The following is a 15,405-nucleotide window of genomic DNA, read 5'->3' as shown; positions in this document are numbered from 1 at the left end:
CCACTAGTGAATCCATGCGGGTGCCCATCTCGTGGGCTTCCTGGGCCAGTCCGGGCCGGTGTAGGTCGGGGCGGTCGCAGCACACGCTCCACCCCGAGTGCTCAGAGCAGCATTCGGTGCTGCCCGAGGTGGGGCAGAAGTAGGGAATGTGTTGCGGGCCGGGCGGGTTGTCCTCGGCGGACAACGGGACGAGGCCCGTCACCGGGACCTCCGGCGGTTGCGGCGACCGTACGCGCGCCGGGTGGCGCTGATTCGAGCCTTGACGGCGTCCCACTGGGCGCAGTGCTCGCAGCCTCGGCGGGCCATCCGCACCCAGGAGCGCGGCACCTTGTCCCAGCCCTCGAACTCGGCACGGACGGCAAGGAGCGAGTGGTCGTCGTGCCGGGCGTGCGGGTTGCTCGGCTGCGGCACCGGGACGGTCATGACGTACGGGCCTGGAATGCGAGGCCGAGCGCACGGGCAACGTCGGCCAACTCCTCGGCGTCATCGCGGTCCTCGAACATCCACGCGAGGCCAACTAGCGACTCCCCGGAGACGACTGCAATCAGCCAGTCGTCGTGTTCTCGAACCGCCCATCCGGCATCGATGGCCGCCTGGCGGCTCGGATGGCGGCCGGGGTCGGGCGCGTAGGTGGTTGACCAAGCGCTCGGGCCACCGATGATCGACGGCACGATGACGATGTATTCGCGGTGGCCCGGCTGCGGCCCGGCTGCAGGCGGGCGTTCGCAGTAGCAGTTGTTGCCGGCGCCGAACTGCCAGCACCCGCAGCCTGGCTGCGGGTCGACGGTGGGGGCAGTCACGGCTGCGTCCCGAGGTAGGCGGCGGCCACGCGGAACATCGGCGCGCGGTCGACGCAGGCATACGGGTTGACTCCGGTGTCCAGCCAGTCAGCGATGGCTAGCGCCACGGCAGGGTTGAGCATCGGCACCATGTGCGCAGCGTCGGCAGCGTCCGGCCAGTACGGCTCGACCTGCTCGCTGGCCTTCGGTGCCTTGAGGATCTGCTTGTTGACGATCTGCTCGGGTGCACCCTCCCAAGGCGGAGGTAGGCGGAAGGCGACGCCGTGCAGTTGCCAGCTCTGATCGCTGTCGTCGGACCACCACGGGCCATCCGTGGCGGCGTTGGCGCGCTCGCGCATCAGCCAGGCCGCTTCGCGCAAAGGTTCGAGATTCACCTGATCTCTCCTTGATCAATCAGTAGGGGTGCTGGGCCGGGCGTGCGGGTGGACCGGCGGCGCGCCGGCGGCCACGGTCATGGCTTCGCCGCAGCGTTGCGGAACTCCAGCCCCCACTCGACGGCTTCGCGCCGGGGGTCATCGCCGGCCAGCACGTTGCGGATGTTGTGGGCGGCGTTGCCGCAGGACTCCCCGATGTACTCCTCAACGGCGGCGAGGGCGGCGAATCGCTCCCGAAGGTCGGCGAGACCGGACTGCTGGGGCTGCTGGGCGGCGAGCAGGTCGCCGAGGCCGTCCGCAGCGCGGAGCAGTCCGACGGCCACCCCATCGTCGGCGGTCTCGGCATCGCGGCGGAGCTGCTCGGCGTACCGCTCGATCTCAGTGGTGGGCATCATCCCGGTCTCTCCTTGATCGATCCGTAGGGGCGCGCCGGGCTGGGCGCGCCTCGATCTCTCGCGCGCGTCGGTGGAGGGCATCGGCGAACGTGGCCTTCTCGGCCTGAATCCAGTGCGGCAGCAGCGGAGGTCGAGGCGGGTCGTTGCGGAACGTCTCGGCCGCCTTCCGGACCATGGCGGCTACGGCGATGTTGCAACGGTTGTCGGCGGCGGGGTCAGTCACGTCCAGCCTCCTCGGCTGCGAATCGGTAAGTCTGCTCGCGCACCTCATGGCAGTCCTGGCACCAGCAGGTCCTCCACGCCACGACGACGTAGCCGACGAACCAGAGTCCGATGACGATGGTCCGGCGTCCCCATTCGTCGCAGCCGAAGTACGGGAAGCCGAGTCGCTCCCGCAGTGGCGGATCCCACTCGCCGCGGCGGTAGGTCCAGAGTCGGCGGACTGTCCAGTCGTCAGGGTCGCCCTCGGTGGGCAGCGGGACAAGGTCAGACACGGCAGGCTCCAAGCAGCTCGAAGGTGTCGCCGTTGAAGCGGCCGTAGCCCAGCGGAGTGACGACCTGGGCGCGCAGGTAGCCGAACCACACCCCGCCGCCGATGGGCACCGCGTGCGGATGCGCGTGTCCGATGGTGCGCCCGCAACTGCCGAACCGGGACCAACTTCGGCAGGGCCGGGCGTGTGGGTCGCCCGGCTGCGGCACGTCGACAACTTCAGCCACGGCACACCTCGCAGGACGCCTCTACCCCGTTGCCCCCACAGCAGGCGTTGCCGGTGATGACGACCCGGGAACGCGGGCGGTAGATGGGGCAGCGGCCGTCAACGTGGTCCGCCTCCCGCCGCTTGCAGTCAAGGCAGGGCGGCTCGGTGCCCGGCTGCATGGCCGCGAGAGCGGCCACGGCTGGCCCTCGTTGACGGCGTCCTTGGCGCTGGCGATCGCCCGGCGCATGCGGCGGATCGTCGCGGTCTGCTCGGCGGTCGCTGGTCTTGGTACGAGCGTTGTCCCGGCAGCGCTGGGCAATCTTGCGGGCCGCGTCGCTGGCCTCGGTGGGGATGGCGGTGCGGGCGGGCGGGTCGCTCGGCTGCGGCCCGGCGGCGAGGTCACTCACGGGTGGCGCTACACGTAGTCGACGAGGATGCGGGCGGCTTCGGCAGGCGGAGTGTCGGGCGCGCAGATCGCGGCGCAGCGCTCGCCACCCGATGCGGTGAAATGCCAGCCGTGCTCGGGGTCGTCGAGCCACCTCAGCCAGACGATCTCGTCGAAGTGGCAGATCGGGATGTTGCACTGCTCCTCGTCGAGGTCCAGGGCGTTGGTGTCGACCGGCACGTCAAGGGCGATGAGTTCGTTGATGACAGCGCGTACGTAGGCGGAGCCGGTCAGGTCGGGCCTGCGCTGGTGGTCGGCGCGGGTGCACATCACCCCAACGCCTTCACGGACGACTAGCACGCAGTCGTCGGCTTCCTGGTCAGGGTGCGTCTGCACTCGACGAGACTTATTCACAGCCGGCCTCCGAGCAGCAGCCGTCGCAACCGTGCAGGCCGTAGGAACGATCACGCCGTACCAGCCGGTCATCGGGGTCCGGGTGGCCGATCCCGTGCGGGCACTGGCGCTCCATGAACCTGCGGTCGCCGCGCCAGATCAGCGGCCACTGCCGCATGTGGTGTTCGCTCGGGTTGTGAATGCAGCAGGGCTGCCCGTGGCAAGCGGCCCGGTCGTGGGTTTGGAGGACGTCGCCGCTGTACAGGGCGATGAGGTCAGCCATCGTTGCGGTCCTGCTCTGTGAGGGTGAGCTTGTCGAGTTCCCGCTTCAAGCGGCGTCGGGTCTGCCGAGGGCTTGGTGAGGTGTCGGGGCAGTCCGGCCCGCCGGGGTCATGGCAGTGCGGGCACCAGGGACGGGCCAGCCGGCCGGGCATCCGGTCAGGCATCCGGGATCCGCTGGAGCTTGAGCAGGGCGGCATTGAGGGCCGGCATTCGGGTGTCGATTGCCCGGTATTTCGCGGCGGCCAGGAGCAGTGCTTCTATCTCGGCTGCGGTGAGAGTGAGCAGCGGCAGGTGAGGCGCGGCGGGCAGCCGGCCGGCAGCCGATAGGGCCTCTACCGCCACACGGGCCAGCGACAGCGGCTCGCCGACGATGTCGCCGTAGCTGCTGCGCCAGATCTCGCCGCTTCCGGGAGCGGCGCTGAGGGCGTTGGCCACGGTGGCGCAGTCATCCCACGACAGCGGCTCGGTGCGCGGCTTGCTGTCGCTGCACAGTCGCCAGTCCGAAACGTGGCGCGGCAAGCCGTCGGTGGGGGGTGTGAACGTGTTGTGGCCGTGCGAGCACGTCGGGGCGGCGTCGATGGGTTGGGTCGGGCCGTGTTCCGGCGTCAGCTCGCCCGGCGTGTCCCCGGGCCGGGCTGGTCGCCAGGTGGCGGTGGGTTCGCTCATCGCGTGAGTACCTCCCGCTCGACAGCTAGCTCTCGGTGCGGGCATCGGGGCGAGCCGTACCCGGTGGTGACCTTGGTCCAGCCAGAGCCGTCTTCGTCGTCGAGGTAGAACACCTGCCCGTAGTAGGTGACCCGCACCGCGTCCCGCTCGGCGCCGACTAGGTCTCGGGCCCAGTAGCGCGCGAACTGCGGGGCGTCAGCGACGACTACGTGCACGCGGACGGCCTCGGTGAGCTCGCCGTTCCAGTAGGTGGCCGGCTGGTCCGGCGGTCGTGCGACGAAGGTGGAGGGCAGCGGATCTCGGAGCTTCCGCCGGTTGCTCATCAGCCTTGTCTCCTCGGTGGTGGTGGGCTTGTCCAGCCAGCGCAGAAGTGCGAGCAGGTCAGCGAGGTCCGAGCAGGGCGCCGGGTCGCCGCCCGGGTCAGGCATCGGGGCTGCCGGCGAGTTTTTCCAGGGCGGTGCGCCAGGCGGTGGTTCGCCAGCTGTGGCCGTCTGCGGCGGCTGCACCGATCAGGGCCTCCACCTCGTCGGGGGTGAGCTGGAGCAGCGGCAGGTGATGCGCGGCGGGCATTCGGCCAGCTGCCACGAGAGCGTTCAGCACGATGCGGGCGTCGCTGCGGTGAAGGTCCTTCAGCCTGTCCCAGTGCGGGCCGTCGAAATCGAAGCACTCGTCGGCTTGGGTTACTGCGAGCGCTCGGGCAGCAGCTTCTACGGCGGTGCTGGTGTACCACTGCTCGGTCATGGGTTCCCTCTGGAAGGTCGGGTCACGGGGAAGTATGACGCCTCCGAGGGTCGATTGTTATCGCCAGTTGGTCATGATGCACGCGAAGAAGTTGCACATGATCGTCATCGTGTGACATTGTGCAAACGCGGGCGCATTGTGCCCACAACGACTTTTCGGTCCCAAGCTGGATTCCCGGCTTGGGACCTTTTCCGTTTTCGGGGGTGCCCGTGACGATGAACCGCGACGCATTCCTCACCCGCGCCCAGGCCGCGAAGGTCACCGGGATGCGTGAGTCCGCGATCGGGAACTGGCGCGCCCGGGGCTGGGTGACGCCGGAAGGCGAGCGGCGCCACCTGACCGTGCGCCGGCGCAAGGACGGCACCCTTGAGTACCGCCTCGGTGACGTCCTTGACGCGGAGCGGGATACCCGCAACAACCCGAAGTCGCGCCGCGGCGGCGACCGGCTGGCAGCGCTGCGCGCCGCCGGTGACGCCGATCAGCGCGAGGACAAGAAGCTGCCGAGAGCGGGGCACGAGGTGCTTCGGCTCCACTGCCCGCCTCGGCCCACCGTCGGCCCCGCCGTGTGGGCGGCGGCGTGATCCTGCGGCGTGCCCGCACGATCGCCGCCTGGATCCTGCTGATCGGATCCGCGGTCATGTGGCCGGTCAGCATGCGGACCTTCGCCAAGAACGAGCCGCCGTTGGTGCTGTCGCTGAGCTTCCTGGCCATCGTCATCGAGGCGGCGAGCTTGCTCACCGCCAGCCAGGTGCACGAAGAGCAGGCAAGGAAGAGCAACGACTGACCTCGGGGGTGGTTCCATGTCTGGCGGCTGGGCCCACAGCACGCGCCGCGACCGGCTGCCGGCGAACTGGCGTACCGAGATCCGGCCGGAGGCCCACGAGCGGAACCCCGAGCACATCTGTCACCTGTGCGGGAAGCCAGGCGGCGACTTCCTGGACCACAAGATCCCCGGCGACGACCACTCGCTGGACAACCTCGACTGGGCGCACGACGCGGTGCCGCCGCACTGCCACCGCTACAAGTCCAGCGCCGAAGGCGTCGCCGCGCAGCCGCGCGAGCGCCGGGCGCGGGAGAAGCACCCGGGCCTGCTGTGAAGGAGGTCGCCGCGGTGACCAAGCCGTCGATCATCGTCCGCGAGCTGTCGATCATGTCGGAGGCCATGTGGCCGTTCCGCGACGGCAAGCCTGTGTGGCGGCACCGCCCGCTCGGCTCGGTGGGGAAGTTCGATCCCTTCCCGGCGTACCCGCACCAGCGCGAGGTCGTGGATGCGGCGGTCAAGCATGTCCAGTCGTGTTTCGCGCCCTTGTGGGACGTCGAGCTGTTCATCGCCGACCGGGAAGAGGAGGGCCGGTCCAACGGCTACTCCAGCGTGTGCCAGGACGGCCACTACGAAGACGACGAGTGGGTCAAGGACCCGCCGGTGGGGCTGATCATGTTGTCGGGGAAGCGGGTTCCGCCGCACCCGGCGGTGACCCGGCACCTGGTCGCGCACGAGTATGGCCACCACGTCGAGTGGATGCTCAACGACGCCCGGGGCGAGCAGAACCTCTACAGCGACGCCCTGGTCGCCGAGTACGCGAAGATGCGGGGCCTGCCCGAGAGCACCATGCACGACGGCGAGGGCGGCACCTGGCACGACAGCGTGCACGAGATCTTCGCCTGCGACTTCCGGATCATGGTGTGCGACGTCGAGACGGCCTACTGGCCGCACCCGGGCGTTCCGCACCCTCACGAGGTCGAGGGCCTTCCCGGGTGGTGGCACGACGCGCTGTCGGCCGCCCGGCGCGCGACGGGGGGCCAGCAGTGACGACGGTTGTCGCGGCCGCGGTCGACGGCACGGTTTACATGGCCGCCGACACGATGATCAACGTTTACGACCGGCCGATCCCCGGCGGCGCCCGGAAGATCGTGCGGCTGCCCGCCGGCGACGGCGAGGTGCTGATCGGGGTCACCGGGTCGGGCGGGCTGATCGGCGTCGTCGAGTCGCTGCTGAAGATCGACGGCGAGCCAGGGCCGGACGAGGACCCGCAGCAGTGGGCGTTCACCGTGGCGAAGGCCGTGACCGAGCTGGCCGCCGAGGCGGGCCTGTACGAAGACGGCCGCATGGACGGGAGTCTCCTGCTCGGCTGGAAGGGCCGGCTCTGGACGCTGGTGCACGCCTGCGCGGTGCCGCATCACGACGGCCGCACCGCGCTCGGCTCAGGTGAAGGCCCCGCGATCGGCGCGCTCGACGCGCTGCTCGACCGGGACGTGCCGCCGGAGACCGCCGTGGTGGACGCCGTCCACATCGGTTGCAAGCGTGACCGGTTCTCCGGTCTGCCCATCCAGGTCGAGCTGCTGCCGGGGAGGTGACGTGCGCCCCAACGATTCGATGACGGTCCCGGACGGCCGCCGCTACTCCGCGCTGGCGCCGGACGAGGTGCACCACGACATGCGCCTCGACCCGGCTGCGACCCGCCGGAACATGCAGCGGTTCCCGTCGGTGGTGGAGGCGCACCGCAACTGCTCGACGTGCGCCGAACTCGCGCCAGTCCGCGAGATGGTGCCGTCCCGGCTTGGCCGCCTCCGTCTTACCCTCGCCGACCTGGTCGAGGCCGTCAGCCTCCCGGTCGGCTACCGGGCGGTCCGGATGTACGTCGACCAGCGGACGCAGGTGCTGCACCTGGTGATCGAGGGCGAAGACCTCGACCCGCTGCCGCCTGACGTCGAGCCGCCGCCCGTGCGGCTGTAACCCCTCTTCTTCTTCACCTTCAGGGCCGCTCCCGACACGGGAGCGGCCCTTTCCCGACATGGGAGTTGATCGACATGGCTGGTGTTGGGCCGGCGCCGAAGTCGCCGGACAAGCGCGCCCGCAGGAACTCTGACCCCGTACCGCAGACCGTCCTGAAGTTCGTCAAGGGCGAACAGCCCGAGCTGCCCCGAGGATTCGACTGGCCCGAGCGCACCCGCGACTGGTGGGAGATGTGGGCCGGTTCCCCGCAGAGCGAGCACTTCACGGCCACCGATTGGGACTTCCTCCTGGACACGGCGATGATCCACGCCGAGTTCTGGTCCGGAAACCTCGCCGTCGGTGGCGAACTGCGTCTGCGGGTGGCGAAGTTTGGCGCGACTCCCGAGGACCGCGCCCGGCTGCGGCTCGTGTTCGCCGATGCCGACGAGAAGGACGCCGCCCGGCCGGCCGGCGCGAGCGCCCGCGAGCGGTACGCCAACCTGCGCGCGGTCCCCGCCGCCGCGCCGGACGCCACCGTCACGCCGATCAAGCCCGCCGCGCGGAAGACGCCGGCGAAGAAGGCCACCGCCGCGAAGAGGACCACGCGCCGTGCCGTGGAAGCCGACTGAGCCAGGCGAGCGCCCGACCCTCGGCTGGCTGGTCCTGGAGTGGCTGACAGAGAACATCGCGACCCCGGACCGCGCGGACTACGAGCCGTACGTTCCGACCGCTGAGCAGGCCGAGTTCATCCTGCGGTTCTACGAGCTGGACCCCCGCACCGGTAGGCGGCGCATCCGCCGCGGCGTGATCTGCCGGCCCCGTGGTTGGGGCAAGTCCCCGTTCCTGTCCGCGCTGGCGATCGTCGAAGCGCTTGGCCCGGTCGTGCCGGCAGGCTGGGACGCCGACGGGCAGCCGGTTGGAATGCCGTGGTCGGAGATCCGCACCCCGTTGGTGACGCTCGCCGCGGTGTCCGAGGCGCAGACGAAGAACTCTTGGGTGCCGCTGCTGGAAATGCTCGACGGACCGGTGCTCGACAACTATCCGGGCCTCGAACCGCTCGGCAGCTTCGTCAACCTGCCGCGCGGCCGAATCGAGCCGATCACCGCGTCGCCGACGAGCATCAAGGGCAACAAGCCTGTCTTTGCGATCCTCGACCAGACCGAGGAATGGACAAAGACCAACGGCGGGATCCGCCTCGCCGAGGTCATGCGGGTCAACGCGGCGAAGCTCGGCGGCACCACCGTGGAGTCGCCGAACGCGTTCACGCCCGGCGTCGGATCAGTCGCTGAGAACTCCGCGCAGTACCACAAGGCGATCATCGAGGGCCGGGCCCGCGACGACGGCCTGCTGTACGACCACCGGGAAGCACCGCCGGACACGGACATGACCGACCGGGAGTCGCTGCTCGCCGGCCTGGCGTACGTGTACGGCGACTCGGCGGACGTCGAAGGTGGCTGTCGGCTGCACAACCCGCCGTGCCAGCGGCGTGGCTGGGTCAACCTGGACCGCCTTATCGCGGACATCTGGGACCCGGACATCGACCCGCAGACCGCGCGGGCTGACTTCCTCAACCAGGTCACGCACGCCAGCGACAGCTGGTTGTCGGAGCCGGAGTGGAACGCTTGCCGCGACGTGACCAAGAGGGTCGCCGACGGTGCCGCGATCACGCTCGGGTTCGACGGCTCCCGCAAGCGGGCGCGCGGCGTCACCGACGCGACCGCCCTGATCGGCTGCCGGGTATCCGACGGGCACATCTTCCAGATCGAGGTCTGGGAGCAGCCCGAGCTGAAGCCCGGCGACGAATGGCAGGTGCCGACCGCGCAGGTCGACGCCGCCGTACGGCAGGCGTTCAAGCGCTGGAACGTCGTCGGGTTCTACGCCGACCCAGCCAGGTTCGAGACCTTCGTGGCGGCCTGGGAAGCGGAGTTCGGGGCGAAGCTGAAGGTGAAGGCGACCCAGCAGCACCCGATCGAGTGGTGGATGACCGGTGGCCGGGCCACGCAGATCGTCCGCGCGCTGGAGGAATTCCACTCCGCCGTGGTCGACCGGGAGATGACCCACGACGGCTCGCCGGTGCTGGCCAGGCACGTTTTGGCAGCTCGCCGCCGTAAGTCCAGGTCGGGGATCCAGATCGCGAAAGATCATCCGGATTCGATCCACAAGATCGACGCCGCGGTTGCGGCCACCCTCAGTTGGGCTGCCCGGCTCGACGCGCTGTCCAAGCCGGAGCTGCCCCAGCAGGAGATGTACGTGCCGAAGCGGCTTCGGTGACCCTGCGGCGGCGACCAGGAGGTGCCTCGTGATCCTGCTGCGGGAGTACCTCTACCACCGCCGCCGTGCCCAACAGGTCGAGGCGGTCGCCGCACGCCGCTCTCTCCCGGTGCCCCGCTCCGGCCCCAGCCGATGGCTGTGGTGGGCCTTGCAGAACGAGGCCGAGAACGCCTGGCTGTTTCTCCGCGCGGCGTTCGACGAGCACGTTCCGCTGCCCGCGTCCTGGGACGTGGCGATCAGCAACTGCTTCACGCGTCACCGCGAGCGGCGCTGGCCCGGCTGGCAACACCCGGACATCGAACTGCCCGGCTGCTGCGCGGTGTGCGCCGCCCGGTGGCCGGCCGGCCGAACCATCAAGCACCCCGCCTGTGAGCGGGCAATCGGACACGCCATCGAGGTGGCGGTAGGCGACAAATAGCGATCTGTCCGGCGCAGACCGGAATAGGGGGTGCGCCGGTGATCGACGTCAGCGTGCGTGACTCCCCCGGCTGGTGGATCCAGCGGCAGTTCCGGCGGCTCGCCAACCCGAAGCGGCGCCGCCGGTTGCAGAAGCTCTACGACTGGCAGCACGGCAACGCTCCGCTGCCCGACGGCACCGAGTTCGCGAAGGAAAGCTTCCGGGCGTTCATGCGCCAGTCCCGAACGAACTTCGCGGAACTGCTCACCACCTCGGTGTCCGAGCGGATGGTGCCGCACGGGTTTAGGACCGCCGCCGACGGCGACGAGACCGGCGACCAGGCCGCCGTCGACCTGTGGGAGCGGGCCGGCATGGACGTTCGGGCCGCCGACCTACACGACCTGATGCTGTCCATGTCCGAGGCCTACGTCATCGTCGGCGACGTCGACGACGAGACCGGCGCTCCGCTCGTCTCCGCCGAGGACCCCCGCTGGATGATCGGCGAGCCGGACCCGCTGATGCCGTGGCGGTGCCTGGCCGCGCTGAAGGTCACGCACGACGACATGGACGAGGTCGACCGGGCCTACCTGTACCTGCCCGGAAAGGTGTACGTCGCGACCCGCCCGAACAGGTACGGCAGCGCCCCGGGCGGCCCGGACTGGTGGAGCACGTCGACGGGCGATGGCATGGTCCGACCGAATGACTACGGACCGGCCCCGACCGTGTACTTCGACCCTCGGGCCTGGTCCTGGGACGAGGAACGCGGCGGCGCCGAGGGGCAGACGCTGCGGCACTCGCGGATGCCCGTCGTCCGGTTCGAGGCCAAGGACGGCATGGGCGTCTTCGAGCCCCACCTCGATCTGCTCTCGCGGATCACCAACGTGATCTTGCAGCGGAGCGTGGTGACCACCATGCAGGCGTTCCGCCAGAGGGCGATCAAGGGCCTGCCCAACGTGTACCCCGAGGGGCACGCCCGCGCGGGTGAGGAGATCGACTACACCGACGTCTTCTCCATGGACCCGGCCGCGCTGTGGCAGATCCCGGCGACCGCCGATATCTGGGAGTCCCAGCAGGCGAGCCTTGACGGAATCCTGGCGGCGATCAAGGACGACGTCACCCAGCTCGCCGCCGTCTCCAAGACCCCGATCCACGCGCTGATGCCCGCCGGCCAGAACCAATCCGCTGAGGGCGCAGCCATGCAGCGCGAGGGCCTGGTCGAGAAGGTGTCCAACCAGATCAAGCGCACATCCCACCCGTGGGCGTGGGTCATGTCGCTCGCGTTCGAGACGCTGGGCGACCGGCGCCGCGCCGACCTCGCCAAGCTGAAGGTGCTGTGGCGGTCCCCGGAGCGGCTGTCCCTGGCCGAGCGCGCCGACGCGGCCAGCAAGGCTCAGGACATCCCGTGGCGGTCCCGGATGCTCTACATCTGGGAGTTCCCGCCGTCGGTGGTGGAGCGGATGGCCAGCGAGCGCGCCGACGAACTCCTGTTCCAGGCGCAGCTCGCCGCGCAGACCGCAGCGCTGCAAGGCGCCGACGCCGCGCTGTCGCAGCAGACCGCCCAGGCCGGCGCAACCGGCCGGTCGCCCGTGCCGCCGATCCCCGGCCAGCCAGCCGGCGACGTCCTCGCGGACCCGCTCGCCGGCCTGCCCGCGCCGCTCGACGCCGGCCCCGCCGGCGAGTTCGTGTAACCCCGCCGAACCCGCTTGGAGGATTCCGTGGCCGTCCTGACTCGCACCCACACCAAGACCTACGCCCTGATGAGTGCGTGGGCCCAGTCGTTCCCGTGGGACTGCCTCATCCGCGACACCGACTGCTCCAGCGCCACCCACGACCATCACCCGATGGTCGACCAGCCGTGCGCCGTGGAGAACTGCCGCGAGCCAATCCGCGACCGGGAGTCCTGCTACATGGTGACCGAGCAGAAGGGGTGGGTGTGCTGGCGCCACGTCCACCCTGACGAGGGCCCCAAGCCGTACCCGCTGTCGTGACTGACCTGGGGGTGAGCTGGTGCCGACCGCTGACGGGAACCTCACCGCCGCCGAGGTCGCCCAGCTCTACGCCCTCATCGACACCCTGACGACGATCCGCAGGCAGCTCACGCAGCTCGCGGTCAGCGGGGCGCTCGTGCCGCTGCGAGGGTTCACGGGCTGGTACGACAACGTCGAGGTCGACCTGGCCATGTTGCAGGTGCTGCGGGTCGTTCAACCCGTGCAGCGGCGCATGGCCGAGGTCACCGACGCGTACCTGGCCCGGGCCATGACGACGATGACCGGCCGGCCGCACCGGCCGGTCGGCGCCGTCGACATCACGAAGCTGCGCCGCCATCTGACCCCCGAGCTGGCCGAGGTGCTGGATCGGCCGCCCGTGGAGCTGGTCCCGGACGGCGACCTGCCGTTGGACCGCGTGTTCCGCGACCCCGAACCGTCTACCGCGCGCCGGCGCGACCCGGATCCGGACGACGACGCCCCGACTGTCGCCGGCCGGACCGTCAACACCGGGCTCGTCCGGCCCGGTGACCCGCTCAGCCCGGGCCAGCAACTCGCCCGCAGCCGCACCCGCGCCGCTCCCGCGCCGGCCGCAACGCCGACGCTGCGGGCGGTCGACCCGCTCGCCGCGTACAGCCGCGTCGCCGCGCAGTACCGCTACCGGATCAGCGAGGGTGACTCCGAGGACGTGGCCCGCCGCAAGGCCCTGCAACGGGCGCAGGCCATGGCCCAGACCGACGTGGCCCTGGCGCAGCGCGCCCAGGAGCACGAAGTGCTGATCCAGTACGACCCGCGCGAGGTCATTGGCTGGCGGCGCATCCTGCGACCGGAGCTGTCGAAGGAAGGCCCCTGCGGTCTGTGCATCGTCGCCGCCGACCGCTGGTACCGGATCGAAGAGCTGAAGCCGCTGCACGACAACTGCAAGTGCGCTGTGCTGCCCATTCTGCGCGGCGCCGACCCGGGCCTGAAGCTCAACGCTGACGACCTGAAGCGGCTCTACACTGCGGCCGCCGGCGGCGAGGGCCGGTCGACCGCCGGCCGTCGACTCAACCGCGTGCGGGCCATGATCACCGAAGACGGTGAGCTCGGACCGATCCTCGTCAACGGACCGAAGAACCCCCGAGGGAAGGGCCGCCGCGGACCTCGCGCAGCCGCCGCCGCTACGCGCCGGCCGGGATACGAGCCGTTCACCCCAGACGACCTGCCCAACCTAGAGATGGGCCTGGAAGACATGATCAGCCGCTTCCAGGCAGGTGCCAGGCACTACGGCCCGCTCGTCGAGTACCGGCGCAACCTGATCGCGAAGCTGCGCGCCGAAGCCACCGCCGGCCGCTGACCCATTCACAGACCAGGGTCGACCCGGCGCGAGGGGATGCGCGCCGGGTCGACCCTTCTACATCCCCACGCATCCCCGGCTAGGAGTCCCCGATGTCCCTCGTCGAACACGCCCGACGCGAGCTGGAGCTGTCCGGCCAGTTCGCGGAAGACCCCGCGTACGCGCAGTCGATCGTCGCCGCAGTCAGCGCTTTCGCCTCCTACGGCCACTCCGGCGGATCCGCCGCGTGCGCCCGGGAGCAGATCAACACGCTGCTGGGGTTCGGCACCCTGTCCCCGCTCACTGACGACCCGGAGGACTGGGTGGACGTGGCCGAACAGTCGGGGCACACGCTCTGGCAGTGCCGGCGCAACCCGGAGGCGTTCAGCGAGGACGGCGGGAAGACCTACTACCTGCTCAGCGACCGCGAAGCCGGCAAGACGTTCACCCGCCGCTCGATCATGCGCCGCGATCAGGTCGAGAAGCTGCGACTGCGCAGCCGTGGGCTCGGCGCGCCCGGCGACGGCCCGGAGCCGACGCCCGTCAACTGGGCGGTGGCGGACTGATGCGCGTCCAGGTGCTTTCCCTGCCCGACGAGCAGGTCAACGGCAACTACGTCAACCGGTTCGCGCTCGTCGTCGACGAGCACCCCGAGGTGCCCGACGCCGACGCCCGCAAGCAGGTCGCCGAGGACTGGACCGAGTTCGCCCGGGAGATCGGCGGTAAGGGCGCCTTCGTCACGCCGGCCCGTGTCGAGGTTGTGGAGGACACGGCGACCGCGGGGATGGTGACCGAGATCGTGCGCCAGCTCGACGAGCTGATCGGCCGCAGGATCAACGAGCACACCGCCGCCCGCACCGACGTCCACTACCACGCGCAGGCACCGAACCTCACCGAACACCTGCGCACCCTCGGCGAGAGGGCCCGGCGGAGGCGCGAGCTGTGAGCGTCTATGCCTTCACCATCAACCGCCTCGACGGCGACGACCGGCTGCCGGGCAGCTGGGTGCACCGCGGCTTCTGGCTGCACCGGGTGCCCCGGCTGATCCTCGCCTGTCGGCTGGCTGGCCACCGGCCGGTGGTCGACGGCACGAAGAGCGCCCACGGCCAGTCCGGCTCCCGCTGGGTCGTGTGCGACCGATGCGGAGTACGGCCCGACCCGCAGGGCAGCCTCGACCCCGCCCGCTGGAACATCGGCGACCGGTACACCGGCCCGTTCGGCGAGTCCCCGCCGACCGACCCGGACGCCCGGTTCGTCTTCATCAAGGCCGACCCGCAGACCCCCGGCCCGTTCCCGGCCAAGCCCACCGGGGATCTCGGCGGGGAGATCTACCTCGGCCGCGGCGGACTGCCGGACCTCGGGTTCAGCCTGAAGGTCGGCAACGGCGGGTCCGAGCAGACCCTCGCCGTCAGCCTCCACCTCTGGTGGCTGTCGCTGTACCTGCACACCGAACGGTTCGGCACCTGGGTGCAGCGTCGCCTCAACCCAGTCGACTACGAGTCGAAGGTCATCTCGATCAAGGCGCACAGCGGCCACCTCTGGTGGAAGCTGTGGGCGCGCCGCGACGGCTGGTCCGGCACGGACCCACGCTGGCGCGACACGTCCCTGCAGATCGACCCTCGCACCGTCCTGCTCGGGCCGAAGCGGTACGCGTACACCAACCACGGGGCTCCGGTCACCGCCACCGTGCGGATGCCCCACGGCGACCAGCACACCGTCCACCTGCAACTCCAACGCCAGGCGTACGGCCGTAAGCGTGGCCGCAAGCGTCTGTCCTGGACCGTCGACTGGGACGCACCCAGCGGCATCCCAACGCGGCCCGACGGCCGGGGCCGGGTCTGCGGCAGCGGTGTCGCGGTTCCTGACGCCGCGGCCCGCCAGGCGCAGAAGCTGCTCGCCGCCGTCGACGGCCCCGAGGACCGCTACGGCGAGCTGTACGCCCACGACGGCGACGGGACCGCCGTGCACTGCGACACCATCCACCTGCCCG

27 protein-coding genes are annotated in these 15,405 nt (G+C 70.4%); 15 read left to right on the top strand and 12 right to left on the bottom strand.

The genetic code is table 11. The features are described 5' to 3' along the window. Positions 1-198: 198 nt before the first annotated feature. The 12 genes from ABD52_RS17910 to ABD52_RS17865 form a co-directional block, all read right to left on the bottom strand. Positions 199-423, bottom strand: coding sequence for a hypothetical protein (locus tag ABD52_RS17910; protein ID WP_047892573.1), 225 nt, complete (start codon positions 421-423; stop codon positions 199-201). Beyond that, positions 420-800 carry a hypothetical protein gene (locus tag ABD52_RS17905; RefSeq protein ID WP_047892572.1) on the bottom strand — a complete coding sequence of 127 codons (381 nt, stop codon included), beginning with the start codon at positions 798-800 and terminating at the stop codon, positions 420-422. Before ABD52_RS17905 ends, ABD52_RS17910 begins: the two co-directional genes overlap by 4 nt. Then, positions 797-1,174, bottom strand: coding sequence for a hypothetical protein (locus ABD52_RS17900; protein ID WP_152748269.1), 378 nt, complete (start codon positions 1,172-1,174; stop codon positions 797-799). The genes ABD52_RS17905 and ABD52_RS17900 overlap by 4 nt, the downstream gene beginning before the upstream one ends. 77 nt (positions 1,175-1,251) lie before the next feature. Next, positions 1,252-1,569 carry a hypothetical protein gene (locus ABD52_RS17895; protein WP_047892570.1) on the bottom strand — a complete coding sequence of 106 codons (318 nt, stop codon included), beginning with the start codon at positions 1,567-1,569 and terminating at the stop codon, positions 1,252-1,254. Beyond that, on the bottom strand, positions 1,553-1,792 hold the full coding sequence (locus ABD52_RS39160; RefSeq protein WP_152748268.1) for a hypothetical protein: 240 nt from the start codon (positions 1,790-1,792) through the stop codon (positions 1,553-1,555). The genes ABD52_RS17895 and ABD52_RS39160 overlap by 17 nt, the downstream gene beginning before the upstream one ends. Then, positions 1,785-2,063 (bottom strand): hypothetical protein, encoded by a 279-nt coding sequence (locus ABD52_RS17890; protein WP_047892569.1) that lies wholly within the window; start codon positions 2,061-2,063, stop codon positions 1,785-1,787. Before ABD52_RS17890 ends, ABD52_RS39160 begins: the two co-directional genes overlap by 8 nt. Next, positions 2,056-2,286: a hypothetical protein gene (locus tag ABD52_RS39155; protein WP_152748267.1), complete on the bottom strand. Its 231-nt coding sequence runs from the start codon at positions 2,284-2,286 to the stop codon at positions 2,056-2,058. The genes ABD52_RS17890 and ABD52_RS39155 overlap by 8 nt, the downstream gene beginning before the upstream one ends. Before the next feature lie 396 nt (positions 2,287-2,682). After that, complete coding sequence (locus tag ABD52_RS17885; protein WP_047892568.1) at positions 2,683-2,982, bottom strand: hypothetical protein; 300 nt, start codon at positions 2,980-2,982, stop codon at positions 2,683-2,685. Positions 2,983-3,058: 76 nt separating this feature from the next. Then, positions 3,059-3,328: a hypothetical protein gene (locus tag ABD52_RS17880; RefSeq protein WP_047892567.1), complete on the bottom strand. Its 270-nt coding sequence runs from the start codon at positions 3,326-3,328 to the stop codon at positions 3,059-3,061. A 155-nt stretch (positions 3,329-3,483) separates the two neighbouring features. Next, positions 3,484-3,993, bottom strand: coding sequence for a hypothetical protein (locus tag ABD52_RS17875; protein ID WP_047892566.1), 510 nt, complete (start codon positions 3,991-3,993; stop codon positions 3,484-3,486). Next, complete coding sequence (locus tag ABD52_RS17870; protein WP_047892565.1) at positions 3,990-4,421, bottom strand: hypothetical protein; 432 nt, start codon at positions 4,419-4,421, stop codon at positions 3,990-3,992. The genes ABD52_RS17875 and ABD52_RS17870 overlap by 4 nt, the downstream gene beginning before the upstream one ends. Continuing rightward, positions 4,414-4,734 (bottom strand): hypothetical protein, encoded by a 321-nt coding sequence (locus tag ABD52_RS17865; RefSeq protein ID WP_047892564.1) that lies wholly within the window; start codon positions 4,732-4,734, stop codon positions 4,414-4,416. The genes ABD52_RS17870 and ABD52_RS17865 overlap by 8 nt, the downstream gene beginning before the upstream one ends. 215 nt (positions 4,735-4,949) lie before the next feature. On the opposite strand from ABD52_RS17865, the gene ABD52_RS17860 reads away from it, so the two are divergent. The 15 genes from ABD52_RS17860 to ABD52_RS40225 all read left to right on the top strand — a co-directional run. Next, on the top strand, positions 4,950-5,315 hold the full coding sequence (locus ABD52_RS17860) for a hypothetical protein (protein ID WP_152748266.1): 366 nt from the start codon (positions 4,950-4,952) through the stop codon (positions 5,313-5,315). Further along, positions 5,312-5,518: a hypothetical protein gene (locus ABD52_RS17855; RefSeq protein ID WP_200905204.1), complete on the top strand. Its 207-nt coding sequence runs from the start codon at positions 5,312-5,314 to the stop codon at positions 5,516-5,518. Before ABD52_RS17860 ends, ABD52_RS17855 begins: the two co-directional genes overlap by 4 nt. Positions 5,519-5,534: 16 nt before the next feature. Continuing rightward, positions 5,535-5,831: a hypothetical protein gene (locus ABD52_RS17850; protein ID WP_047892562.1), complete on the top strand. Its 297-nt coding sequence runs from the start codon at positions 5,535-5,537 to the stop codon at positions 5,829-5,831. Positions 5,832-5,845: 14 nt separating this feature from the next. After that, positions 5,846-6,544: a hypothetical protein gene (locus tag ABD52_RS17845; RefSeq protein WP_152748265.1), complete on the top strand. Its 699-nt coding sequence runs from the start codon at positions 5,846-5,848 to the stop codon at positions 6,542-6,544. Further along, complete coding sequence (locus tag ABD52_RS17840) at positions 6,541-7,089, top strand: hypothetical protein (RefSeq protein WP_047892560.1); 549 nt, start codon at positions 6,541-6,543, stop codon at positions 7,087-7,089. Before ABD52_RS17845 ends, ABD52_RS17840 begins: the two co-directional genes overlap by 4 nt. Before the next feature lies 1 nt (position 7,090). After that, a complete protein-coding gene (locus ABD52_RS17835; protein WP_047892559.1) occupies positions 7,091-7,468 on the top strand; it encodes a hypothetical protein in 378 nt (125 codons plus the stop codon). Between the two features lie 74 nt (positions 7,469-7,542). Then, complete coding sequence (locus tag ABD52_RS17830) at positions 7,543-8,076, top strand: hypothetical protein (protein WP_200905203.1); 534 nt, start codon at positions 7,543-7,545, stop codon at positions 8,074-8,076. Further along, on the top strand, positions 8,057-9,718 hold the full coding sequence (locus ABD52_RS17825) for a terminase (RefSeq protein ID WP_047892558.1): 1,662 nt from the start codon (positions 8,057-8,059) through the stop codon (positions 9,716-9,718). Before ABD52_RS17830 ends, ABD52_RS17825 begins: the two co-directional genes overlap by 20 nt. 28 nt (positions 9,719-9,746) lie before the next feature. Then, positions 9,747-10,136, top strand: coding sequence for a hypothetical protein (locus ABD52_RS17820; RefSeq protein ID WP_047892557.1), 390 nt, complete (start codon positions 9,747-9,749; stop codon positions 10,134-10,136). A 38-nt stretch (positions 10,137-10,174) separates the two neighbouring features. Continuing rightward, positions 10,175-11,803 carry a phage portal protein gene (locus tag ABD52_RS17815; RefSeq protein ID WP_053065411.1) on the top strand — a complete coding sequence of 543 codons (1,629 nt, stop codon included), beginning with the start codon at positions 10,175-10,177 and terminating at the stop codon, positions 11,801-11,803. Positions 11,804-11,830: 27 nt separating this feature from the next. Continuing rightward, the gene (locus tag ABD52_RS39150; protein ID WP_047892556.1) at positions 11,831-12,103 is read left to right on the top strand and encodes a hypothetical protein; all 273 of its coding nucleotides are present in this window, start codon (positions 11,831-11,833) and stop codon (positions 12,101-12,103) included. Positions 12,104-12,122: 19 nt separating this feature from the next. Next, entirely contained in the window at positions 12,123-13,436 is a 1,314-nt protein-coding gene (locus tag ABD52_RS37515) for a hypothetical protein (RefSeq protein ID WP_053065410.1), read from the top strand. 92 nt (positions 13,437-13,528) lie between these two features. Continuing rightward, a complete protein-coding gene (locus ABD52_RS17800) occupies positions 13,529-13,981 on the top strand; it encodes a hypothetical protein (protein WP_053065409.1) in 453 nt (150 codons plus the stop codon). Then, entirely contained in the window at positions 13,981-14,361 is a 381-nt protein-coding gene (locus tag ABD52_RS17795) for a hypothetical protein (RefSeq protein ID WP_047892555.1), read from the top strand. The genes ABD52_RS17800 and ABD52_RS17795 overlap by 1 nt, the downstream gene beginning before the upstream one ends. Then, positions 14,358-15,405 (top strand): hypothetical protein (locus tag ABD52_RS40225; protein ID WP_152748264.1); only part of this gene is annotated, 1,048 nt, incomplete at its 3' end. The genes ABD52_RS17795 and ABD52_RS40225, both read left to right, overlap by 4 nt.

Origin of the sequence: Micromonospora sp. RV43, assembly GCF_001029515.1 — a bacterium.
In the GTDB taxonomy this organism is placed as follows: Bacteria; Actinomycetota; Actinomycetes; order Mycobacteriales; family Micromonosporaceae; genus Micromonospora; species Micromonospora aurantiaca.
This window is presented reverse-complemented; position numbering and strand designations above follow the sequence as displayed.